Consider the following 23,563-nt stretch of genomic DNA (forward strand, 5'->3'; position numbering starts at 1 on the left):
ATTGCATAAGCTGAAGATAAGTCGGAGGTAGATATTATTTTACTTCTTGGAAAGAATGTGATATGATAGTAGGCAATGATAATATGGCTGTGTTAGCGAATGGTTAGATAAGCGGTGGTCATATGATAATTAAGGAGGAATGGATAAAAGTGAGTAACCCAGAGGATATCAAGGATGATCATGAAAAGGAAACAGTTGTTTCCCGTAATTTTATTGAAAATATAATTGATAAGGATTTAGAAGACGGCGTCTATAGCAAAATTGTGACGCGTTTTCCACCGGAGCCAAATGGTTATCTGCATATTGGACATGCGAAATCTATTATTTTGAATTCGGGTCTGGCAAAGGAATATGGCGGAGATTTTCATCTTCGTTTTGACGACACCAATCCGATGAAAGAGAAAGCAGAATTTGTTGAGTCGATCATGGAAGATGTTCGCTGGATCTGTGGTGATCTGGATAAGGAAATGGTCTTTTTTGCATCCGACTATTTTGATCAGATGTATGAATGCGCAGTAAAGCTGATCAAAAAGGGAAAAGCATTTGTGTGTGATCTTAATGCTGAGCAGATGCGTGAATATCGTGGTACACTCAAAGAGGCCGGAAAGAATAGCCCATATCGAGATCGTTCTATTGAAGAGAATTTGGATCTGTTTGAACGCATGCGCAATGGTGAGTTTGAGGATGGATCATGTGTACTTCGTGCCAAGATTGATATGTCCTCTCCGAACATGAATATGCGTGATCCGGTTATTTATCGTGTGGCAAGAATGCATCATCATAATGCCGGAGACAAGTGGTGTATTTATCCGATGTATGATTTCGCACATCCGATCGAAGATGCGATCGAGGGTGTGACACATTCGATCTGCACGTTGGAATTTGAAGATCATAGACCGTTGTATGACTGGGTAGTTCGTGAATTGGAGTTTGAGAACCCGCCAAAGCAGATTGAGTTTGCAAAATTATATTTGACGAATGTTGTAACCGGTAAGCGTTACATTAAGAAGTTAGTAGAAGATGGTATTGTAGATGGCTGGGATGATCCACGTCTCGTGTCGATCGCTGCGCTGCGCCGCCGTGGTTTTACACCGGAATCTATCCGTAATTTTATGGAGCTGTCTGGTGTATCAAAAGCACAGAGCTCCTCTGATTATGCCATGCTTGAGTATTGTATCCGGGAGGATCTCAAGATGAAACGTCCGCGTATGATGGCGGTTCTTGATCCGGTCAAGCTTGTTATTACAAATTATCCGGAAAATGAGATTGAATATCTGGACGTTGCCAACAATCAGGAAAATGAGGAAATGGGAACCCGTAAGGTGCCATTTGGACGCGAATTATATATTGATCGTGCTGATTTTATGATCGAACCGCCGAAAAAGTATTTCCGTTTGTATCCGGGCAATGAAGTTCGATTGATGAATGCATATTTTGTAACTTGTACCGATTATATTACAGATGATGACGGGAATGTGACAGAGATTCATTGTACGTATGATCCGGAGACTAAGAGCGGAAGCGGTTTTACGGGAAGAAAGGTAAAAGGAACCATTCAATGGGTATGTGCCGAGACAGCCGAGAGGGCAGAAGTTCGTTTATACGAAAATATTGTCGATGAGGAAAAGGGCGTGTACAATGAGGATGGAACCATAAATGTTAATCCAAACTCGTTGACAATACTTGAAAATTGCTATGTGGAGCCAGCGTTAGCAGAAGCAAAACCTATGGATAGTTTTCAGTTTGTGCGTCAGGGATATTTCTGTGTAGATTCCAAAGATTCTACGGAGGATCATCTCGTTTTTAACCGCATTGTATCGTTAAAGAGTTCATATCGTCCAAAATAAGGAGGCAAAAGCGACATGGGGTTATTTTCAGGTTTGGAAAAATTTGGCTTAGGTAAGCTGGAAAAAATGGATGTTTTCGAAGAAGAAAAGAAAAGAGATGCAGTCGAACATCCGAAACAGGATCAAAAGCCACAGATTCAAGAAGAAGATTTATTGTTTGATAAATCATTTACATGTCCGGTATGTGATGAGGAATTTCATTCAAAAATGGTGCGTACCGGTAAGGTAAAGTTATTGTCGGCGGACAGTGATCTGCGACCAAAATATCAGATGGTTGATTCGTTAAAATATGATGCATTAGTGTGTCCACACTGTGGCTATGCTGCATTAAGCAGATTCTTTAAGTTTATGCTTCCTGCACAGGCTAAGATGATTCGTGAAAACATCACGGCTAATTTTAAGGGAATCGACACATCGGCAAGTACATATTCTTACGATGACGCAATTATGAGACATCAGCTTGCACTTGCAAATGCTGTTGTCAAAAAGGCTAAGACAAGCGAAAAAGCATATACTTGTCTGAAAATGGCATGGCTTTACCGTGGCAAAGCAGAAAATCTTCCAAAAGATATTAAAGACTATCAGACACAGATCATAGAATTAAAAAAGCAGGAGCTAGAATTGCTCAAAAATGCTTGTGAAGGATTTAAATCTGCATACAGCAAGGAAACGTTTCCAATGTGCGGCATGGATGAGATCACGATGATGTATTTGATTGCAGATCTTTGTCGTAGAATTGGACATTTTGACGAATCAAAACGGTGGATTTCCAGTGTACTTACAAGCCGCGGCGCGAATGAGCGCATTAAGAACAAGGCGAGAGATCTTAAAGATATGGTTGAAAAGGATGTGGAACGCTTATCCAAAGTAAAACATTAAATTGTTTCATATTCGCAATGTTACATAAAAAAATGAGGACATCACGGAAAAACTGTGATGTCCTTTTTTTAGGGTATAGGAAAATGCTCGTAGCGCAGAGGGGTCACCTCAAAGCGCTGGCTTTGCTTTTTTATGCGTATATGTCGCAAATGATATGCAATGTTATCTGTCTGCTTGAAATAAAGCAGATTATTCTGCAATAATGGTATGATTTGTTTTTATAATACTTCTTGGTAGTGCATCTTTAGAATTTTTCCATGGTGCATTTTCGTTTCGATAATCAAATTTATCGGTAAACCACTCCAGATCATCTGTCACACGCTTCATATTATCCAAGTATAGGCGGTTGAGATCATCCAAAAAAGTATCTAATTTCCTACCGGACCATTTGGTGCAGGCTGCAGTGCGCAGATCTGCATAGTGCTTGGTACAAACACCCTTTCCCTGTTGAAAAACTGCCCGAAAATCTGAATCTTTATCATAACAGTAGAGTACAGTGTCAAGATAACGATCAAAGATTCGATGCATACGGTTACAGACATAGCAGGAATTTTCCAGCGTTTCTAAATACTCTGTCAGAGGATCGGTTTCTTTTTTTCCAAATAATCCTTTTTTAGGAGATGTTTGTGATTTTAGTAATGTTTCAATGCGATCATTTGTGCGTTTCATATGAGTATGAAGCATTAAAGCGAGCCCCAGACGATTCTGATATCCGTACATTTTTTGAATATGGTGGCTGCAAAATCCAGTTTCATTGGTTTCCATACGTACATCATCTTCCATATAGCTTGGTCCCATGACAAACTCAATGGATTCTTTTTCAAGATCTTCATATAATTTACAGACCGGGCATTCGCAGTCGGTGCGGAATGCATCTCCGACAGGAATCGTAAACAATTGTTCTTTCAAGTATTTTCCTCCATTCCTAACGCTGCGCTCTTTTACTGTGTCTGATCGTACGGCGTTATTTCCTTTTTCTTATATTTTACAGGAATTGCGGGAAAAAGAAAAGGGAAAGTAAGAAAATACAAAAAGTGAGAAAATAAGAGAATAAGAAAGAAAATAAAAGAATAATATGAAAATAGACAAAAATACAGAAACGCTCTATATTGCATATCCAAAGAAAATGAAATATATTATGCATATGGTTAGCACTCGAATATAGCGAGTGCTAGTAACAGGAAATTAAAAAGGAGGTTTTTAGAATGAAGTTAGCACCTTTAGGAGACAGAGTCGTATTAAAGCAGCTCGAAGCAGAGGAGACAACAAAATCAGGAATTGTATTACCGGGTAACGCACAGGAGAAACCACAGCAGGCGGAGATCATTGCAGTTGGACCTGGCGGAATTGTAGATGGTAAAGAGGTTGAGATGCAGGTTGCAGTTGGTGATAAAGTAATTTATTCCAAGTACGCCGGCACAGAAGTAAAATTAGACGGCGAAGAGTTTATTGTAGTTCGTCAGAATGATATTGTAGCAAAAGTAGTTGATTAAGGAGGAATCTAAAATGGCAAAAGAGATTAAATTTGGTGCAGATGCCAGAGCCGCATTGGAAGCGGGCGTAAATAAATTAGCAGATACTGTTAAAGTTACATTGGGACCAAAAGGAAGAAACGTTGTTCTAGACAAATCTTTTGGGGCTCCATTGATCACAAACGATGGTGTTACGATCGCAAAAGATATTGAGTTAGAAGATGGTTTTGAAAATATGGGAGCACAGCTTGTAAAAGAGGTTGCTACTAAGACAAATGATGTTGCCGGAGATGGTACTACAACAGCTACCGTACTTGCACAGGCAATGATCAACGAAGGAATGAAGAACTTAGCAGCAGGTGCTAATCCAATCATTCTTCGTAAAGGAATGAAGCAGGCTTGTGATTGTGCAGTAGACGCGATCGCACAGATGAGTTCTAAAGTAACCGGTAAAGATCAGATTGCAAGAGTTGCAGCAATTTCTGCAGGAGATGATTCTGTTGGAGAGATGGTTGCAGATGCAATGGAAAAGGTTTCTAACGATGGAGTTATTACAATCGAAGAGTCTAAGACCATGAAGACAGAACTTGACCTCGTAGAAGGTATGCAATTTGATCGTGGTTATGTTTCCGCATATATGGCAACAGATATGGATAAGATGGAAGCAAATCTTGATAATCCATATATTTTGATCACAGATAAGAAGATTTCCAATATTCAGGAAATCTTGCCACTTTTGGAAGAGTCTATGCAGGCTGGTGCCAAATTATTGATCATTGCAGAGGATGTAGAGGGCGAGGCATTGACAACCTTAGTTCTGAACCGTCTGCGTGGTACATTAAATGTTGTTGCAGTTAAGGCTCCTGGTTATGGTGACCGCAGAAAAGCAATGCTTGAGGATATTGCTATTTTGACAGGTGGTACTGTGATTTCCGAGGAAGTTGGATTGGAATTAAAAGATACCACATTAGCACAGTGCGGTCGTGCAAAATCTGTAAAAGTTCAGAAAGAGAATACTGTTATCGTTGATGGTGAAGGCGATAAGGCAGCGATTGAGGCAAGAGTATCTCAGATCCGTGCACAGATTGAGGAGACAACATCTGATTTTGACCGTGAGAAATTGCAGGAGAGACTTGCAAAACTTGCCGGCGGTGTTGCAGTTGTTCGTGTTGGTGCAGCTACAGAAACAGAGATGCAGGAAGCAAAGCTTCGTATGGAAGATGCTTTAGCAGCAACAAAAGCAGCTGTTGAAGAAGGTATCATTTCCGGTGGTGGATCTGCATACATTCATGCATCTAAGAAGGTTGCAGCTATGGCAGCTAACTTGGAAGGAGATGAAAAGACCGGTGCCAACATTATCTTGAAAGCACTGGAAGCTCCGCTTACAACAATTGCATACAATGCAGGTTTGGAAGGTGCTGTTATTATCAACAAAGTACGTGAATCTGACGAAGGTGTTGGTTTCAACGCATTGACAGAAGAGTATGTTGACATGGTTAAGGCTGGTATCGTAGATCCTGCTAAAGTTACAAGAAGTGCATTACAGAACGCAACAAGTGTTGCATCTACCCTTCTTACAACAGAATCTGTAGTATCAACGATCAAAGAGGATGTTCCAGCAATGCCGGCAGGAGGAGCAGGCGGAATGGGTATGATGTAATCCGGATCCTTCAAAGTATATCGTTGTAGTATATAGAGCATAATTTATGTTCTGAATAGGCTGCTCTTTTGCAGATCCCAAAGGATTGCAAAAGAGCAGTTATTTTTTCAATATACAGAGAAATCAGGGGTATATTATTTTTTCAAGGGACACTCTTGAGAAAATAATGTAAATTTGTTACAATATTATTGTACCGAACGTAGAATGGAGATTGAGATATGGAACCATTATATTCAGAGACCTATTTAGAGGCCATGATGCCGAAGGAACGCAGACAGAAGCGTAACCTGATGATTGCAATATGTATCATTTTGCCTATTGTTGATCTATTGGTGTTGCATAGTGCGCTGCTTCTTTTTTTTGTTGTAGTAATTGATGCGGTAATGATCGTACTTCTGCCTAAGAAACAGACTGCGTATGAGTATGTGTTTGTAGACGGACAGATTGATTTTGATGCAATATATGGTGGTGAGCAACGTGTCAATATACAGAAGATTGATTTAGAAAAGGTTGATATTGTGGCACCGGAACAGTCACATGCTTTAGATTCGTATCAGCAGATCCCGTTAAAGGACTGCTCTTCCGGATTTGACAAGGACAGGCATTATATAGCGGTATACCGTGGAGATGATGGAAACAGTGTACGGGTACGTTTCACGCCGGATGAAACACTTTTGAACAATATGAAAGCAAAAGCAAGAAGTAAAATCCAGAGTTGACAAACGTAATGGAATGGCGTATACTTTTCAAAATATTTTAAAGAATAAACATGCATAAGGAGGAAAACAAAAATGGGTACGATAATCGGTGATGGCGTAACCTTTGACGACGTATTATTAGTTCCACAGTATTCGGAGGTAATTCCGAATCAGGTATCATTGAAGACAAATTTGACCAAGAAGATTCAGTTGAACATTCCTATGATGAGTGCGGGAATGGATACGGTAACAGAGTATCGCATGGCAATTGCGATGGCAAGACAGGGTGGTATTGGAATTATTCACAAGAATATGTCTATTGAGGCACAGGCTGATGAGGTAGACAAAGTAAAACGTTCGGAGAATGGTGTTATCACAGATCCATTTTATTTATCTCCAGAGCATACATTGGAAGATGCTAACCGTTTAATGGCAAAATTTCGTATTTCCGGTGTGCCGATCACAGAGGGTAAGAAATTAGTTGGTATTATTACAAACCGCGATCTTAAGTTCGAGACAGATTATACGAAGAAGATCAGTGAAGTTATGACTTCAGAAGGTTTGATCACTGCAGAGCAGGGAATTACGTTAGAGGAAGCTAAGAAGATCCTGGGAGCTTCCCGCAAAGAAAAGCTTCCATTGGTAGATAAAGAGGGCAATCTGACAGGACTTATCACGATCAAGGATATAGAGAAGCAGATCAAATATCCGTTGGCAGCCAAAGACTCTCAGGGACGTCTTCTTTGTGGTGCTGCAGTTGGTATTACAGCAAACGTATTAGATCGTGTAGCTGCTTTGGTAGAAAAGCATGTTGACTGTATCGTGTTGGATTCTGCACATGGACATAGTGCAAACGTGCTTCGTTGTGTCAAGATGATCCGTGAAGCTTATCCGGATCTTCAGATCATTGCCGGTAATGTGGCAACGGCTGAGGGAACAGAAGCTTTGATCAAAGCCGGTGCTGACTGTGTTAAGATTGGAATAGGACCGGGATCTATTTGTACAACACGTGTTGTAGCAGGTATTGGTGTACCACAGATGACAGCGATCATGAATGCTTATGAGGCAGCTAAAAAGTATGATGTGCCGATCATTGCAGATGGCGGTATCAAGTATTCCGGAGATATGACAAAGGCCTTGGCAGCCGGAGCGAGTGTCTGCATGATGGGAAGTATCTTTGCAGGATGTGACGAAAGCCCCGGAACGTTCGAGCTGTTCCAAGGACGTAAATATAAAGTTTATCGTGGAATGGGATCTATTGCAGCAATGGAGAATGGTAGTAAAGACCGCTATTTCCAGACAGATGCTAAGAAGCTTGTTCCAGAAGGTGTAGAAGGACGTGTGGCATATAAAGGAACTGTGGAGGACACCGTATTCCAGTTGATCGGTGGTATCCGGTCCGGTATGGGTTACTGTGGAGCACAGGATATTCCTACATTACAGGAAACATCTCAGTTTGTTAAGATTTCCGCTGCTTCTTTGAAAGAGAGTCATCCACATGACATTCACATTACAAAGGAAGCACCAAACTATAGCATTGAAGGAAATTAAGAAGTGAATGACCGATGAAGAAATGGACTGCAAGGCAAAAATTACAAATGAAGCGTCAGATTGCGCTGATCAGTGCTGTCACATTAGTTGTGTTGTTACTGCTTACAGGCAGTTTGACGGCCTACCAGTCGATTCGGGCAGAGCAATGGAGAAAGCAGGAAGAGAAAGAAAGACAGGCGTTGTTTGTCAAGGTTACCAAGCCGGAAATACGTCCTGCGCTTCTTACTCCTAATAAAAATTCCAGACCACAGACTAAGCTAAAAAAAGTCAATGGAATCGTTGTTCATTATACAGCGAATCCCGGTACTGATGCGATGGCAAACCGTAATTATTTCGAAAGTCGAAAGGACAAGCCGGATCAGACAAAATATAAAGTGAGCAGTCACTTTATCATTGGTTTGGATGGGACGATCGTACAGTGTATTCCGCTGGATGAGATTTCTTATGCATCAAATGATCGCAATAAAGATACGGTTTCTATTGAATGTTGTCATCCAAATAAATCCGGCAAGTTTTCTGCGGCTACACAGACCGCTTTGATCCAGTTGTGTGCCTGGCTATGCGGAAACTATGGGATGGATACGTCTGATATTATCAGGCATTATGATGTGACGGGAAAGATGTGCCCGAAATATTATGTGAAACATAAAGATGCATGGACCACCCTTAAAAAGAATATTTCTATAGAACTTTCGCGGTATTCAAAAAAGGAAACCGAGAAGTAACATATGAATAATATTGTACAAAACAGAGAATAATCACACGTTATTCTCTGTTTTTTTGTAATATTTATCAATAGATTTTTTTGAGTTATACGATATAATTATTAATAATATGGGATATAAAAATACGTATGTAAGCTGTTTGGAATGGAGGGAAAATGACCAGAACAGCGAAAATAATAGTTATAATGTTTTTTTGCCTGACCGGACTGCTTACGGTTGAGCAGAAAGCGGCATCTGCACAAAGCGCATTGGAAAAGAATGTCATTTACGGTCAGGACAAGATAGGAACGTATCAAAATGAATTGGAACAATCAGCAGATCCATCTGTATCGGTTGTTGGTGTGAAAGTGCGATTAAAGCAATCGCTTGGTTATGATGTCATTACCTATGCTGCAGATACTTGGAACAAAACTGCAGATGGTACGTGGAAGTATATTGGAACAGAAGTGGACGGAGAGCAGGGACAGTTTGGTTCGATGGTGCATTCTTATTCTTCGATTAATATATTGGGGTATACATCTCCACGTTTTGGTATTATTACGGGTATGATGCGTAATTATATGTCTAAGAAATTGCCGGAAGAGTATTCGGTTGTTACACGTAAAATCGTACGAGGTACAGAAACTTCAAGGACGACGCAGTATTCTTTTCAAACACAAGAGCAGTTAGTAAAACAGAAGGATTCTCTGCTGCATGCTCTTCGAGGGAATGGAGAGGCGATTTCTGTATGCGAACATGTAGCAACAGGCACATCTTATGAATACACGATCTATCCGGCACAAACTATTGATGTTTCTCAAAAGAATATTGCTATCAATACGGGCAGTTGCAGCGTTGAGCAGGTTGGTACAGCATATTTTGATGGTTCTCATTATTATTTGTATAAACTGCCAAAACTGTGTGCACCAACAGGATATACGATGGATCTGGAAGGCTGGTATGACCAAAAGCAGGGGGGAACAAAATACGAAGAGGGTTCTTTGCTGCCTATGAATAAGACACTCTATGCCAGATACACGTTGACAAAAAATAAGTATTCCGTGATATGTATTGATAAGATACGGGATAGTAAGGGCATTGAGCTTGGGAGAACAGAATGGATGCAGGAATATGCCACGACAGCAGACGGTGCGTCCAGAGGAAGTGTGCCGTTACCGGATACATATTACGAAGGTGTACGTTATATTGGTGCAACGAGACAGTCAGTCGGTGCGGCACAGACAATTGTTTATCGTTTTTTTGATTATGCCGATTATGCAGTGACAGTTGTAGATGTTGTAAAATCAACGGCAGCAAAAGATGTTGTTTTAGGTTCGCATCAGATACAGTGTCCTTATCAGAAATTTATCTCCGGAGGAGAACTGGTGGGCGATAATACCGAAGAAGGAGCGTATTATTTGGGATATGTATATCGTTCGGATACCTCAGATCGTGTTTTGACAAAGGGAACGACGGTCTATCGGTATTTTAGTCCGATCACGTATGATGTGTTATTTGATGGTAATGGAGCGACAGAAGGAGAAATGGAACCGATGCAGGGATGCCGGTATGGTTTGACTTATACGTTGCCGTTGAATTCTTTCAAACGGAATATTAAAGTTCGTTTTGATCTGCAAGCAGAAGATGCTGTATTTGGAGACGATGAGATATCTATTGCATGTCCTTTTGAGGGGTGGTCAGACAAAGAAGATGGTTCTGTACTGTTTCAAAATGGAGCATCATTTTTAAATCTTTTGGATTGTTCCGGGACAAAACAATGGTATGCACATTGGGGCGAAGCTGCTTATACCGTGCAAAAGATGCCAAATCGCATGGGATATCAATTCGCAGGATGGTCTACAGATCCCAATGCGGTGCAGGGACAGTCTGCGTTTTCATTTTCTGAAGATGCAACATTGTATGCAATCTGGAAAGCAGATGTTGTAGAGTATCATGTTGAATATTACAAAGAAAAACTCGATGGACTTTTTGAAAAAGCAGCTTCGTATGCTTTTCATGGTTATACCGGTAAAGAGATTTCTGTTGAGAATGTAGAGCAATTATATCCCGGATACTATATTGATGCGACATCGTCGACATTATCCGGACGTATTAAAGGAGACGGAAGTCTTGTGCTGTCCGTATATTATCGTCGTAATTCCTATTCACTGCAGTTTCATTTGGAAGGTGGAAGCCTGCCGGCAGAATACAGGGAATTGAAAGGGAAATATGAAGAGACGATCACAATTCCTAAGGAAACACCGAAGAAAGAGCGTTGCGAATTTTTAGGATGGACAGCAGATCGCGGTAGTACACAAATATACATCAAGGCAGGAGAAACGTATCATATACCAAATCATGATCAGATTTTGTATGCGGTATGGAAACCGGATAGTTATAAGGTTAAGTATATGTTGGACGATCATTCCAATGAAGTTGTTATAGAAAAAGAATATGCATATGATGAAGAATTGGATATGCCGGAATGTACCAGTGACAAGAAAGGGTATCAGTTTGTTGGCTGGAAATTTATGGATAGAGAAGATGCAGGCTGTTACCAGGCGGGAGATCGATTAGAAAGCCTTTATCGGGTTAAAGATGAGGTGATCCGAATGTATGCTGTTTGGAGACCGGTACAAGGTAATATTATATTCGATGCCAATTTTGAGGAGGAAGAAGATGCAGTAAGCGGAACGATGAATCCCATTTTTTACCAATATGAAAGTGAATGCTTGATTCCAGACAATAAATATAAGTTGGCAGGTTATACGTTCGCGGGTTGGAGTATGAAGCGTGATGGAAGTGGCAAACGTTATCATACCGGAGATGACCTTAAGAATGTATTTGATACAGAAGGAGATCATACGTTATATGGAATGTGGAAAACAGCAACCGATACACCGTTTCGGATTCGGGTATGTAAAACAAATGTTGCAGGCGACAAAGAAATCGAAGAAGTGCTTCATCTGCGGGGAGAGACTAATTGTTCGGTCAGACAGGCTTTGTTTGACTTTTATGAAATGGATTCACTGGAGAAAGTATTTCATGGATTTAAGGTGGTTGATAGCAATGCTCTTAATACAACAATCCGACGGGATGGTTCCACAGAGGTGACCATTCATCTCCAAAGAAAAACATATCGTGTTATTGTTATGTCTGAAACTGAGAAACCATATTATGAGAAAGAGTGTATTTATGAAGAGGAGATTACTCTTCCTACAGAACTGGAAGGTGTAGGAAATGTTGCCAGATATTCCAGTGAAAACGGTATGAATTATTCTGGTGACCTCCCTTTTTCGGTGATGGATGATATGACACTAGTTCCTCAACATAGTGTATGTTATTGGTTAGATGGTCAGATTGAAGAACAATTTGTAACTCACGGCAAAGAAACAGAAGCGTTCACTCCGGAAGAAAAAGGATATTGCTTTGATGGCTGGTATACATCAAAAGAACTGGATGCGAGATTCTGTGATGCGGGAGAACGAATTTCTGTATCTGAAAATATGACGTTGTATGGAAAATGGACCACCAATAAAAAGAGTTATACGATCACATATGATTTTGGAGATTACGATGATGTTATTGCATTGGAAGAGTTGACGCCATGTTATACATATGGCGGGACAGTTCTGCTGCCGACAGCAGAGCAATTAGATATACCGGATCGTTATGAGTTTGTCGGATGGTACGAAAAGGGAGATGAGACACATAAAATAATCCGCCGTATAATCGGTTCTATGTACGGAGACAAAACATTTTGTCTATATTTACGTGAACGGACAGTTTTGCCAACGCCAACACTTCCATCAGCTTCTGAGATTCCGTCACCAAGTGTAGAGCCGATGGATCCTTCGACAACAGACGATCCGTCATCAAGTGATACACCGTTAGAACCATCTGTATCTGCTGCACCAATGCCAAGTAATGTTCCAAACAATTCAGCATCGAATCCGCCTCAGACACCGAATAAAACAATTATTCAGAATCCTCTTCAAGGATCGGATAAGAAGTTAGGAAAGGCGCAAAATGATACCTTTACCGTACGTAAGATCACGTATCGGGTTTTATCGGTGAAGAAGAAGACAGTAACGGTTACCGGAGCAGATAAATCTATATCGGTGTTGCGTATTCCGGCTAGTGTCACAAAGAATCGTGTGAAGTACCGTGTTGTGAAAGTCTCTTCCAAAGCTTTTTATAAACACAATAATCTTCGAAAAGTGATCATTGGTAAACATGTTACAGCTATCGGAAATAAAGCATTTGCTTATAACCGAAAGCTAAAATTTGCCTCATTGGGCAGATCGGTGACGAAGATCGGTACAAAATCTTTTTATGGAAATAAAAAGTTAAAGAAACTGGTGATTTCCGGTAAAAAATTGCGCACAGTTGGAACAAAAGCCTTTTCATCTGGCAAATCCGGAAAGATTATTGTTAAAGCGGTGAAAGGAAAACAGAAAAAATATTGTCGTTTATTGCGGAAAGCGGGCATGAAAAGTAAGATTCGAGTCTTGTGATCAAAGACAAAAAGTAAGATTCGTTTTTAAGGATTAAAAGTGTTGCAGATTAAAATTTAAGTTTGATAAGCCGGATCGTTCTTGATACATGGAGTAGTATAGTGAGAAAATAGGAACGAAAAAATAGTAGTAAGAAAACTGCAACGAAAAACGGAGAAAAACCATCCACACCATTGATGGCTTTTCTCCGTAATATTTCTAAAAAGAATTATGCAATTTTATTTACTGCAATTGTTAAGCGAGAGATTTTTCTGGAAGCATTCTTCTGATGATAAACACCTTTGCTTGCAGCTTTATTAATCTCAGAAATTGCAGCCGTTAAAGCTGTTGTTGCTGCAGCCTTATCGTTAGCAGCGATTGCAGCATCTACCTTTTTGATAGCAGTCTTAACTTTGGAGCGGATTGCTTTGTTACGCTCAGCATTTCTGCGCTCAACTAATATTCTCTTCTTTGCTGATTTAATGTTAGCCATTTCTTTTACACCTCCCAATCGTGAAATCTTTGTGTTTCATCAAACCGGACACGGTCGGCTTTGAGTAAACATACTCATATATAATAAAGAATATAGCAAGGAATGTCAATACATAAATTTCAAAAAAGTGGAAAAATTAAGAATAACTCAAACTTCCGGTATGGAAAGTTTGAGTAAGAATAATTATAGCATTGTTGTGAGGAGGAATGGCGTTGGATAACAGGGTAATGGCGAAACATACGGATCTGGCGATTGAAGTTCGAGAAAGTTTTCCGGAAGATTCCGTGGAGATTGATGGGGTATGCTTGGAAAAGCATACTTTGGCTGGTGGAGAACTTTTGGTGACACGTGTCATTATTAAAGATCAGCATGGGGCAGAACAAATGGGAAAACCGGTTGGAGATTATTTTACGCTGGAGTTTCAATCTTTGGAAGCACAGGAGACGATCCAAAAAGAAATATATGAAATTTTAGATTGTCTGCTGCCGGTGAAAGATCATTTATCAGTGTTAGTGACCGGTTTAGGAAATCGTTTCGCAACTCCGGATGCACTCGGCCCTTATGTTGTAGAACACATTCAAGTAAATCGTCATCTGGAAACAGACCCTGCTGTTATGTTCAGTGCAGTGATTCCAGGGGTTATGGCACAGACCGGAATTGAGAGTGGTGAAATACTAGGTGGTATTATTAACACGGTCAAACCCGATGTGCTGCTTGTCGTTGATGCTCTGGCCACCAGCAGTGTGCGTAGATTATGCCATACGATACAGATTACGGACACCGGAATTTCGCCGGGAGCAGGTATTGGAAATCATCGTTTTCCGGTAAATCAGGAGACAATGGGAATACCTGTAATCGCAATTGGCGTACCTACGGTGGTTGATGCTAATACTATTGTTATTAACACAATGGAAGAATTTCTCCAAAAAGAAGGTCTGGCTGAGCAGGATATAGATACGTTTCTAAGGGATATTAGTAAACAGTCCATTCAAGATCTTTTTGTTACACCTAAAGATATTGAAATGCAGATCCGTGAGATCGGAAAACTGATCGCCGGAGGGATTGATCAATTCCAGTCGGGGATGGAATAGTTTCTTATGTTGCATCATAAGCTAGGATAGAAACCCTTGGAAACTTGCATAGAAAAGAGGAAACATGGATCGGACGAGTTGGCAGACCATTAAATGCGGGATTAAACTTACCATACTTTTGTCGATTCTGCTTTGGAGCGGGATTTTGGTCGTTGGACTGCATAGACAGTATCAATTGCTTGCCAAAGCTAAGGATCAGGTGGAAAAGGATTTAGTTGGATTTGGCTTTTCCGGCAGTAAGATGGCCGAAAAACAGTCCGGTAGTTCGCTGCTTACAGGACAGACGGCGCTATTACACTATCTGCAGGATCAAAGGAATGGAGAGGATAATGCGGCAACAGTGGCAGCATGGAAACAGCAAAAAGCGGGGAAAAGCTCATTAGTTAAGATGAAAAATACGAAGACATCATCACAGAAAATATCTGCGTCCAAAGCCGGTGCCACAGGGAAAGTATTATATGTATTTAATAATAAAAGCAATGACATTACAAAGTATAACAGAGCAGTCTCACCGTCAAGGCAGACTGCCGTCAATAGTACATCAAAAGCACCAAAACGCAGGGAAGTACAAAAGAAAGAGTTGTTCACTGCTTATAAGGGAAACAAAACGTCAGAACAAAAAAAGGTTTCTAAACTATACCAAAATATGGACCTGAAGTATCTGTTGAAGAATTTTTATATTATCGATTCTTCGACTTCCGTAGATAAGAAGATATTTCAACCAAAAACACTATTAAAGATGTCGATGCAAATAAAGAAAAAAAAGACACCACAAATATTGATCTATCATACGCATGCGGCATCGGAACGATTTGCAAATAGCCGTGCAAATAAAGATGAAGACAGCATTGTGGGAGTTGGGGAAGAGCTGGCACAGATATTAACGCGTAAATACGGATATCATGTGATTCATGATGAAACAAAATATGATATGGTGAAAGGAAGTATTGATCGCAATAAGGCGTATAATCAGTCTGGCGATGGAGTGAAGAGATTGCTTCAAAAATATCCGGATATACAGGTGATCATTGATCTTCACCGGGATGGTGTGGGCAATAAAGTGCACAGATTAACGTCTATTAGAGGAAAACGCACCGCACAGGTCATGTTTTTTAATGGATTGTCCCGTAATCAAAAGGGAAACATCGCATATTTACATAATGATAATCTACAGGCAAATCTAGCCTTTAGTCTTCAAATGAAGATTGCCTGTATGAAAACATACCCGGGTTTTGCAAAGCCGATCTATCTGAAAAATTATCGCTACAATCTACATATGAAGCAGCGATCTCTATTGATAGAGCTTGGTAATGAAAATAATACCGTGGAAGAAGCCAAAAATGCAATGACACCGTTAGCAGATGTGCTGCATCAGGTGCTTTCCGGAAAAAACAAATAACGGTTCCCATTTTTTGACAGAGAAAACGGTATTTTCACTAATTTATGGGTACAAAAGGAAATGGAAGCCGCTTTTTGCAATTTTGTTTGCGGGAAACAGGGTAACTGTGCTATACTTTATGCGCAAAAGAAAATACAGAAAGCACATGTTACAAAGCTTTCCGGCAGAATGGAGATAATAATGGAGAGAACGAATCAATCACATATTAGAAATTTTTGTATCGTTGCGCATATCGATCATGGGAAAAGCACATTGGCAGACCGGATTATTGAGCGTACAGGACTTTTGACCAGCCGAGAGATGCAGGCTCAGGTGTTAGACAATATGGATCTGGAGCGGGAGCGTGGAATTACGATCAAGGCGCAGACGGTTCGCATTGTTTATAAGGCGAAAAATGGCGAGGAGTATATTTTTAACTTGATCGATACACCGGGACATGTAGATTTTAATTACGAAGTTTCACGTAGTCTTGCGGCATGCGAAGGTGCGATCTTAATCGTGGATGCAGCGCAGGGAATTGAGGCGCAGACGCTTGCTAACTGTTATTTGGCACTGGATCACGACCTGGAGATCATGCCGGTCATTAATAAAATTGATCTGCCGAGTGCAGAACCGGAGCGGGTAAAAGAAGAAATTGAAGATATTATTGGTTTGGATGCATCAGATGCACCATTGATCTCAGCAAAAATGGGAACGAATATCGATGAAGTGCTGGAGCAGATCATTTCAAAGATCCCTGCACCGAATGGTGATCCGGACGCTTCATTACAGGCTTTGATCTTTGACTCTATTTATGATGCGTATAAAGGTGTTATTATTTTTTGCCGCATTTTTGATGGAACCGTTCGAAAAGGGCAGCAGATATTAATGATGGCAACAGGTGCCAAGGCAGAAGTGGTAGAAGTTGGTATTTTTGGTGCCGGTCAGTTTATCCCAACAGACGAATTGTCGGCGGGAATGGTTGGATACATTACAGCCAGTCTGAAAAATGTACAGGATACAAGAGTGGGCGATACGGTTACGCTTGCCAGTGACCCTTGCAAAGAGGCGCTTCCGGGATATAAAAAGGTTCAGCCAATGGTTTATTGCGGACTTTACCCATCCGATGGAGCGAAATACCCGGATCTTCGGGATGCTCTAGAGAAACTTCAGCTTAACGATGCTGCATTGCAATTTGAAGCAGAGACTTCCGTGGCATTGGGATTTGGATTCCGCTGTGGATTTTTAGGACTGTTACATTTGGAAATTGTACAGGAACGTTTGGAACGTGAATATAATCTGGACCTTGTGACGACAGCACCGGGTGTTATCTATCACGTATATAAAACCAATGGCGAGATGATCGAAGTGACCAATCCGTCTAATCTCCCGGATCCTTCTGAGATTGAACATATGGAGGAACCGGTTGTGACAGCAGAGATCATGGTTACGACAGAATATGTTGGAGCGATCATGAATCTTTGTCAGGAACGTCGAGGTGTTTATCTTGGAATGGAATATTTGGAGGAGACTCGTGCGGTCTTAAAATATGAGCTGCCGTTAAACGAGATTATTTATGATTTTTTTGACGCACTGAAATCCCGTTCCAGAGGCTATGCATCGTTAGATTATGAAATGAAGGGATATGTTCCGTCGAACCTAGTGAAGTTAGATATTTTGATCAATCGCGAGGAAATTGATGCGCTATCCTTTATTTTGCATGCAGATACGGCATATGAACGCGGCCGTAAAATGTGCGAAAAACTCAAAAAAGAGATTCCGAGACAGTTGTTTGAAATTCCAATTCAGGCGGCGATCGGCAGCAAGATCATTGCCAGAGAGACGGTAAAGGCGATGCGTAAGGACGTATTGGCAAAATGTTATGGTGGTGATATTTCCCGTAAGAGAAAGCTGTTAGAGAAACAGAAAGAGGGAAAGAAGAGAATGCGTCAGTTTGGCAATGTAGAAATTCCGCAGCAGGCATTTATGAGTGTTTTGAAATTGGATGAAGAATAAATTCAAACCGGCATATTTTGTGGTGTGTACTGTGAGAGCATAGGAGAACATTATGACAAAGAAAAAAGTAGCGATATATCTACATATACCGTTTTGTGTACAGAAATGCTACTATTGTGATTTTTTGTCGGCACCGGCAGAGGAACGGACCAAAACGCTATATGTAGAGGCGCTGCTTCGTGAATGCGAATACTGGAAAGAGCGGATATCTGATTATGAAGTAACGAGTTTGTTTGTGGGTGGAGGAACACCGACAAGTCTTTCTGTCGGGCAATTACAGACCCTGCAAAAGGCGGTTATGAGCTTGTATCAGCCGGATAAGACTCGCCATGTTGAATTTACGGTGGAGATGAATCCGGGAACAGTGGATGCAGACAAGCTTAGTGTACTAAAGGAGATGGGAGTAAACCGGGTAAGTGTGGGCCTGCAGTCTGCGGATGACGCAGAATTGCAGCGGCTAGGCAGGATACATTCGTTTGCAGATTTTTTGCGGACCGTAGATCTGCTGCACAAGGCTTCCTTAACAAATTTTAATGTTGATATCATGGCTGCGCTTCCGGGGCAGAATATAGCAAGTTACCGCAGGACACTGCAGGCGGTCACGGCCGTTTCTCCGGCACATATATCAGCATATAGTTTGATCTTGGAAGAGGGGACAGCCTTTTTTGCACAGGCTAAAAAAGGTCTTTTGGACTTGCCGGATGAAGATACCGAGCGCAAAATGGACGAAATAACGGAGGAATATCTGGCTGATTGCGGTTATCACAGATATGAAATTTCGAATTATGCGAAGAACGGCCAAGAATGTGTACACAACACAACCTATTGGCGTATGGGGGATTATTTAGGTTTAGGGCTTGGAGCATCGTCTTATTTTGAAGGGACAAGATTTCAAAATGAAACAGAGTTGTCCGTCTACCTGCAGGAATTGCCGCAAGATCATTCCGGTTTACGACATGTTGTGACGAAAAAAGAGCAAATGGAAGAATTTGTATTTTTGGGACTTCGAATGACTTCCGGGATTTCGTTGACAGAATACAATAAGCGGTTTAGCACTGATTTTCGGAAACAATACCAAACGGTTCTGCCGATGCTTTTGGAAAATAACCTATTGGCAGAAAATGAGAATCGTGATAGAATTTATCTGACAAAGCGGGGACGGGATGTCAGCAATGCAGTGCTGGCGGAGTTTTTGCTAGAGGAAGAATAACAGTTATGACTGAACGAGAAAGGCATGGTGTAGAAATGGCAAAAGTAGGAATTTTAATGGGTAGTGATTCAGATCTTGAGATTATGAGCAAAGCTGCAAAAATGTTGGAAGATTTCGGAATCGATTATGAGATGAATGTTATCTCAGCACATCGAGAGCCGGATGTTTTTGTAGAATATGCAAAAACTGCAAAAGATAGAGGCATTGATGTTATTATTGCAGGTGCTGGTGGAGCAGCGCATCTTCCGGGAATGTGTGCAGCGATCTTCCCACTTCCGGTCATCGGCGTTCCGATTCATACAAAATCACTCGGTGGAGTAGATTCTCTGTACTCTATTGTACAGATGCCTTCTGGAATACCGGTTGCAACGGTTGCTATCAATGGAGCAGCAAATGCAGCAATTTTGGCAGCAAAGATGTTATCAATCTCAGATACTGCGTTGCAGGATAAACTGGCTGCTTATAAAGAAGGCTTAAAGGATCAGGTGGTTGCCAAAGATGAAAAATTAAATAAACTTGGTTATGCAGCTTATTTGGAGCAGATGTAAGCGATGGAACCCATTGTGGTCGGCGGCTATCTGCTGCTTATGAATATAGTCGGATTATATGTGATGTATTCTGACAAGAGGCGAGCGATCAAGCATCGTTTCCGTATCCCGGAACGCACGTTATTCATTGTGAGTCTGCTTGGGGGGAGTATCGGAACATGGGCGGGAATGTATTTGTTTCGCCACAAGACAAAACATTGGTATTTTGTTGTAGGAATGCCTTTGATCTTGTTGTGTCAGTGCGTGGGTGCAGTATATTATCTGTTCATCTAATAGGATCTTGAAGTCTCTTGTCAAAAGGATGGCAAATAAGAAATTTTGCTTGTTTATCCGGATGGCAGGAGACTTTACTTTTTAGGAGCTACGTGCTAAAATATGCTCTGAATGAGTAGCACAGACAATCGCGGCTGCAAGTGCCGAAAGGCCGCAGGTGAGGAAAGTCCGGGCTTCATAGGGCAGGATGCCGGATAACGTCCGGTGGAGGCGACTCCCAGGCAAGTGCAACAGAAAATAACCGCCTTTATAGGTAAGGGTGAAACGGCGAGGTAAGAGCTCACCGCATTTTTGGTAACAAAAATGGCAGATGTAAACCCCATCCGAAGCAAGACCGAACAGGGATGATACGGCGGCCCGTCGTGTTCCGGGTAGGTTGCTTGAACCTGTTGGCAACAGCAGGTCTAGATAGATGATTGTCAAATACAGAACTCGGCTTATCGTGCTGCTCATTATTTCAAATAGAGTCGAACGGGGAAGATGCCTGTAAGCTGCAGGATTCGTGCTGCGGATTTTGAAGCGCAGACCATAATAGACAGATAAACGGAGGATATCATGCCACTTACACCAATGATGCAGAAATATATGGAAACCAAAGAAGAATACAAAGATTGTATTCTCTTTTATCGTTTAGGGGATTTTTATGAGATGTTTTTTGAAGATGCCAAGACCTGTTCGCAAGAATTAGATCTGACATTAACCGGCAAAAGCTGTGGCCTAGAGGAACGCGCTCCTATGTGTGGTGTTCCTTTTCATTCTGCAGATATTTATATTGACAAATTGGTGGGCAAGGGCTATAAAGTGGCGATTTGTGAACAGGTGGAGGATCCGAAGTTAGCCAAAGGTTTGGTCAAACGTGAGGTGATCCGCGTGGCAACGCCAGGAACAAATTTGAATACTAATACACTGGATGAGTCGAGAAATAATTATCTGATGTGTATTGTATATACGACCAATGCGTATGGTGTTTCGTATGTAGATGTTACAACCGGAGATTATTACGTGACAGAGTTTGATACAGAAAATAAACTGTTGGATGAGATTGGTAAGACAATGCCGTCGGAGATCATCTGCAACGATAGTTTTGTGGTATCCGGTATTGATCTTGAAGATCTGCGGGGGCGACTCGGAATAACCGTGTCAGCGATCGATCACTGGTATTTTGATGAGGACGGCTGCCGCAGAGCGCTGCAGGAACATTTTGGTGTCAGTACTTTAAGTGGATTGGGATTAGATGATTATTCAATTGGAATAGTTGCCGCAGGCGCAGTTATGCAGTATCTGACGGAGACGCAGAAAATCTCTTTGGATCATATTCGAACGATCAAACCATATGCAGCCAACCAGTTTATGTTACTGGACCGTGCCACCAGAAGAAATCTCGAACTTTGTGAAACAATGCGCGAGAAAGCGAAGCGCGGATCTTTGTTTTGGGTATTGGATAAGACGAAAACGGCTATGGGTGCACGTTTGTTAAGAAATTCGATCGAACAGCCATTGGTCGATCCGGAGGAGATTGACCGTCGGTTAGACATGGTAGAAGAATTAAATGAAAATATTATAAACCGCGAAGAATTGCGGGAGTATCTGGCACCAATCTATGATCTGGAGCGTTTGATCAGTAAGATAAGTTACCGTAGTGCAAATCCAAGAGATCTTGTTGCATTTCGGCAGTCGCTTTCCATGCTTCCGTCGATTAAATATATTTTAACGACGTTTGAGCATTCACACCTAAAACAGTACGGTGAGGAGTTGGACGATCTTAAAGATATCTGTAATCTGATACAGGCGGCTATAGAGGATGAACCTCCGCTTGCTATGCGGGAGGGAGGTATCATTCGTGAGGGTTACAACGAGGAAATTGATAAGTTACGGGCAGCTAAACGAGATGGCAAGGAGTGGCTCAGTGAACTGCAGGAGACAGAAAAAGAGCGCACAGGTATCAAAAACTTGCGGATCAAATTCAATAAAGTGTTTGGATACTATTTAGAGGTAACTAATTCTTATAAGGAGCTGGTTCCGGAGGAATGGACCAGAAAGCAGACGCTTGCTAATGCCGAGCGCTACACGACGCCCAAGTTAAAAGAACTGGAAGATATGATCTTAGGCGCAGAAGATAAATTAAATAATCTGGAATATGATGTATTTAATGAGGTGAGAGAACGTATTTATGCGGAAATCGGAAGGGTGCAGTTCGCTGCTAAGATTGTTGCGGCTGTCGACATGTTTACTTCATTAGCTCTTGTTGCAGAGCAAAATCAATATGTCCGTCCGGTGATCAGTCGTTCAGGGGCAATATCTATTAAGAATGGAAGACATCCTGTGGTGGAAAAAATGATTCCAAATGACATGTTTGTGGCCAATGATACGGAACTGGACGAGAAAAAGCACCGCATTGCCATAATTACCGGCCCGAATATGGCGGGTAAATCAACTTATATGCGACAGACAGCGCTTATTGTTTTAATGGCACAGATCGGATCTTTCGTACCGGCAAGTTCTGCCAAAATAGGTGTAGTAGACCGTATATTTACCCGTGTCGGGGCTTCGGACGATCTGGCGAGTGGTCAGAGTACCTTTATGGTAGAGATGACAGAGGTAGCCAATATACTGCGTAATGCGACGAAAGAGAGTTTGATCATTTTGGATGAAATTGGCCGTGGAACAAGCACGTTTGACGGCTTAAGCATTGCGTGGGCAGTGATCGAACATATTGCCAATACCAAACTTCTCGGTGCTAAAACATTGTTTGCAACGCATTATCATGAATTGACAGAATTAGAGGGAAAACTGGCGAGTGTAGATAATTATTGCCTTGCCGTTAAGGAACAGGGAGAGGATATTGTATTCTTACGTAAAATTGTAAAAGGGGGTGCAGATCGCAGTTATGGTATTCAGGTAGCAAAACTTGCGGGGGTGCCGGAGACGGTGCTTCGCCGTGCCAGGGAACTGGTGGAGCAGTTGTCGGATAATGATATTACAGCAAAGGCAAAAGAGATCGAGGTAGAGACGGAGGAGCTGCCGGAGTATCCATATGGCGTGGAACAGCAGACAGCCCATAAACATAAACGCAAAAAGAAAGAGAACATGGAACAGATTTCTTTGTTTGATGCCTCTAATACTAATATCAAAATGGATGATATTATTTTGGAACTGCATGATCTGGATCTGTCCGAGATAACGCCGATCGATGCGATGAACATATTGTATCGTATGCAAATGAAGTTGAAGGAAAGAATGTGAGGTA

The 23,563-nt window shown here is 41.4% G+C and carries 17 protein-coding genes and 1 other RNA gene; 16 read left to right on the top strand and 2 right to left on the bottom strand.

Features of this window, described 5'->3' with window-relative positions; genetic code table 11:
• Positions 1–149 precede the first annotated feature (149 nt).
• Both DXB73_RS03520 and DXB73_RS03525 read left to right on the top strand, forming a co-directional pair.
• Complete coding sequence (locus DXB73_RS03520; RefSeq protein WP_022026213.1) at positions 150–1,847, top strand: glutamine--tRNA ligase/YqeY domain fusion protein; 1,698 nt, start codon at positions 150–152, stop codon at positions 1,845–1,847.
• 15 nt (positions 1,848–1,862) lie between these two features.
• Positions 1,863–2,726: a DUF2225 domain-containing protein gene (locus tag DXB73_RS03525; protein ID WP_118690168.1), complete on the top strand. Its 864-nt coding sequence runs from the start codon at positions 1,863–1,865 to the stop codon at positions 2,724–2,726.
• Between the two features lie 189 nt (positions 2,727–2,915).
• On the opposite strand, the gene DXB73_RS03530 is transcribed toward DXB73_RS03525, so the two are convergent.
• On the bottom strand, positions 2,916–3,635 hold the full coding sequence (locus tag DXB73_RS03530; RefSeq protein WP_022026211.1) for a DUF6062 family protein: 720 nt from the start codon (positions 3,633–3,635) through the stop codon (positions 2,916–2,918).
• Between the two features lie 296 nt (positions 3,636–3,931).
• Between DXB73_RS03530 and DXB73_RS03535 the strand changes: the two genes are divergently transcribed.
• The 6 genes from DXB73_RS03535 to DXB73_RS03560 all read left to right on the top strand — a co-directional run bounded on the left by DXB73_RS03535 (position 3,932) and on the right by DXB73_RS03560 (position 13,328).
• Entirely contained in the window at positions 3,932–4,219 is a 288-nt protein-coding gene (locus tag DXB73_RS03535) for a co-chaperone GroES (RefSeq protein WP_022026210.1), read from the top strand.
• Positions 4,220–4,232: 13 nt separating this feature from the next.
• On the top strand, positions 4,233–5,858 hold the full coding sequence (gene groL, locus DXB73_RS03540) for a chaperonin GroEL (protein WP_022026209.1): 1,626 nt from the start codon (positions 4,233–4,235) through the stop codon (positions 5,856–5,858).
• A gap of 218 nt (positions 5,859–6,076) precedes the next feature.
• The gene (locus DXB73_RS03545; RefSeq protein WP_118690169.1) at positions 6,077–6,577 is read left to right on the top strand and encodes a hypothetical protein; all 501 of its coding nucleotides are present in this window, start codon (positions 6,077–6,079) and stop codon (positions 6,575–6,577) included.
• A gap of 72 nt (positions 6,578–6,649) precedes the next feature.
• Complete coding sequence (gene guaB / locus DXB73_RS03550; protein ID WP_022026208.1) at positions 6,650–8,107, top strand: IMP dehydrogenase; 1,458 nt, start codon at positions 6,650–6,652, stop codon at positions 8,105–8,107.
• A 14-nt stretch (positions 8,108–8,121) separates the two neighbouring features.
• A complete protein-coding gene (locus DXB73_RS03555) occupies positions 8,122–8,832 on the top strand; it encodes a peptidoglycan recognition family protein (protein WP_118506361.1) in 711 nt (236 codons plus the stop codon).
• A gap of 155 nt (positions 8,833–8,987) precedes the next feature.
• Positions 8,988–13,328, top strand: coding sequence for an InlB B-repeat-containing protein (locus DXB73_RS03560; RefSeq protein ID WP_118690170.1), 4,341 nt, complete (start codon positions 8,988–8,990; stop codon positions 13,326–13,328).
• A 208-nt stretch (positions 13,329–13,536) separates the two neighbouring features.
• Here DXB73_RS03560 and rpsT read toward each other — a convergent pair whose 3' ends face one another.
• Complete coding sequence (rpsT, locus tag DXB73_RS03565) at positions 13,537–13,800, bottom strand: 30S ribosomal protein S20 (RefSeq protein WP_022026205.1); 264 nt, start codon at positions 13,798–13,800, stop codon at positions 13,537–13,539.
• A gap of 212 nt (positions 13,801–14,012) precedes the next feature.
• On the opposite strand from rpsT, the gene gpr reads away from it, so the two are divergent.
• The 8 genes from gpr (at position 14,013) to mutS (ending at position 23,559) form a co-directional block, all read left to right on the top strand.
• Positions 14,013–14,891: a GPR endopeptidase gene (gene gpr, locus DXB73_RS03570; RefSeq protein WP_182448188.1), complete on the top strand. Its 879-nt coding sequence runs from the start codon at positions 14,013–14,015 to the stop codon at positions 14,889–14,891.
• Between the two features lie 64 nt (positions 14,892–14,955).
• The gene (gene spoIIP, locus DXB73_RS03575) at positions 14,956–16,290 is read left to right on the top strand and encodes a stage II sporulation protein P (RefSeq protein ID WP_118690172.1); all 1,335 of its coding nucleotides are present in this window, start codon (positions 14,956–14,958) and stop codon (positions 16,288–16,290) included.
• A gap of 180 nt (positions 16,291–16,470) precedes the next feature.
• The gene (gene lepA / locus DXB73_RS03580; protein WP_118690228.1) at positions 16,471–18,285 is read left to right on the top strand and encodes a translation elongation factor 4; all 1,815 of its coding nucleotides are present in this window, start codon (positions 16,471–16,473) and stop codon (positions 18,283–18,285) included.
• Between the two features lie 52 nt (positions 18,286–18,337).
• A complete protein-coding gene (gene hemW, locus DXB73_RS03585) occupies positions 18,338–19,495 on the top strand; it encodes a radical SAM family heme chaperone HemW (RefSeq protein WP_118690173.1) in 1,158 nt (385 codons plus the stop codon).
• A gap of 35 nt (positions 19,496–19,530) precedes the next feature.
• Positions 19,531–20,043: a 5-(carboxyamino)imidazole ribonucleotide mutase gene (gene purE, locus DXB73_RS03590; protein WP_118506423.1), complete on the top strand. Its 513-nt coding sequence runs from the start codon at positions 19,531–19,533 to the stop codon at positions 20,041–20,043.
• A 3-nt stretch (positions 20,044–20,046) separates the two neighbouring features.
• Positions 20,047–20,316 (top strand): DUF1294 domain-containing protein, encoded by a 270-nt coding sequence (locus tag DXB73_RS03595; RefSeq protein ID WP_118690174.1) that lies wholly within the window; start codon positions 20,047–20,049, stop codon positions 20,314–20,316.
• 112 nt (positions 20,317–20,428) lie between these two features.
• Positions 20,429–20,772, top strand: an RNA gene (gene rnpB / locus DXB73_RS03600) — RNase P RNA component class A.
• Between the two features lie 99 nt (positions 20,773–20,871).
• Positions 20,872–23,559, top strand: a complete 2,688-nt coding sequence (mutS, locus tag DXB73_RS03605; RefSeq protein WP_347559509.1) for a DNA mismatch repair protein MutS — start codon at positions 20,872–20,874, stop codon at positions 23,557–23,559.
• Positions 23,560–23,563: the final 4 nt, after the last annotated feature.

This window comes from Clostridium sp. OM05-6BH, from assembly GCF_003481635.1.
In the GTDB taxonomy this organism is placed as follows: domain Bacteria; phylum Bacillota; class Clostridia; order Lachnospirales; family Lachnospiraceae; genus Butyribacter.

Bases quoted from the DNA above. Each gene is read 5' to 3' on its own strand.
- DXB73_RS03525 (WP_118690168.1), top strand. From the start codon at position 1,863: ATGGGGTTATTTTCAGGTTTGGAAAAATTTGGCTTAGGTAAGCTGGAA.
- DXB73_RS03535 (WP_022026210.1), top strand. From the start codon at position 3,932: ATGAAGTTAGCACCTTTAGGAGACAGAGTCGTATTAAAGCAGCTCGAA.
- groL (WP_022026209.1), top strand. From the start codon at position 4,233: ATGGCAAAAGAGATTAAATTTGGTGCAGATGCCAGAGCCGCATTGGAA.
- DXB73_RS03545 (WP_118690169.1), top strand. From the start codon at position 6,077: ATGGAACCATTATATTCAGAGACCTATTTAGAGGCCATGATGCCGAAG.
- guaB (WP_022026208.1), top strand. From the start codon at position 6,650: ATGGGTACGATAATCGGTGATGGCGTAACCTTTGACGACGTATTATTA.
- DXB73_RS03555 (WP_118506361.1), top strand. From the start codon at position 8,122: ATGAAGAAATGGACTGCAAGGCAAAAATTACAAATGAAGCGTCAGATT.
- DXB73_RS03560 (WP_118690170.1), top strand. From the start codon at position 8,988: ATGACCAGAACAGCGAAAATAATAGTTATAATGTTTTTTTGCCTGACC.
- rpsT (WP_022026205.1), bottom strand. From the start codon at position 13,800: ATGGCTAACATTAAATCAGCAAAGAAGAGAATATTAGTTGAGCGCAGA.
- spoIIP (WP_118690172.1), top strand. From the start codon at position 14,956: ATGGATCGGACGAGTTGGCAGACCATTAAATGCGGGATTAAACTTACC.
- lepA (WP_118690228.1), top strand. From the start codon at position 16,471: ATGGAGAGAACGAATCAATCACATATTAGAAATTTTTGTATCGTTGCG.
- hemW (WP_118690173.1), top strand. From the start codon at position 18,338: ATGACAAAGAAAAAAGTAGCGATATATCTACATATACCGTTTTGTGTA.
- purE (WP_118506423.1), top strand. From the start codon at position 19,531: ATGGCAAAAGTAGGAATTTTAATGGGTAGTGATTCAGATCTTGAGATT.
- DXB73_RS03595 (WP_118690174.1), top strand. From the start codon at position 20,047: ATGGAACCCATTGTGGTCGGCGGCTATCTGCTGCTTATGAATATAGTC.
- mutS (WP_347559509.1), top strand. From the start codon at position 20,872: ATGCCACTTACACCAATGATGCAGAAATATATGGAAACCAAAGAAGAA.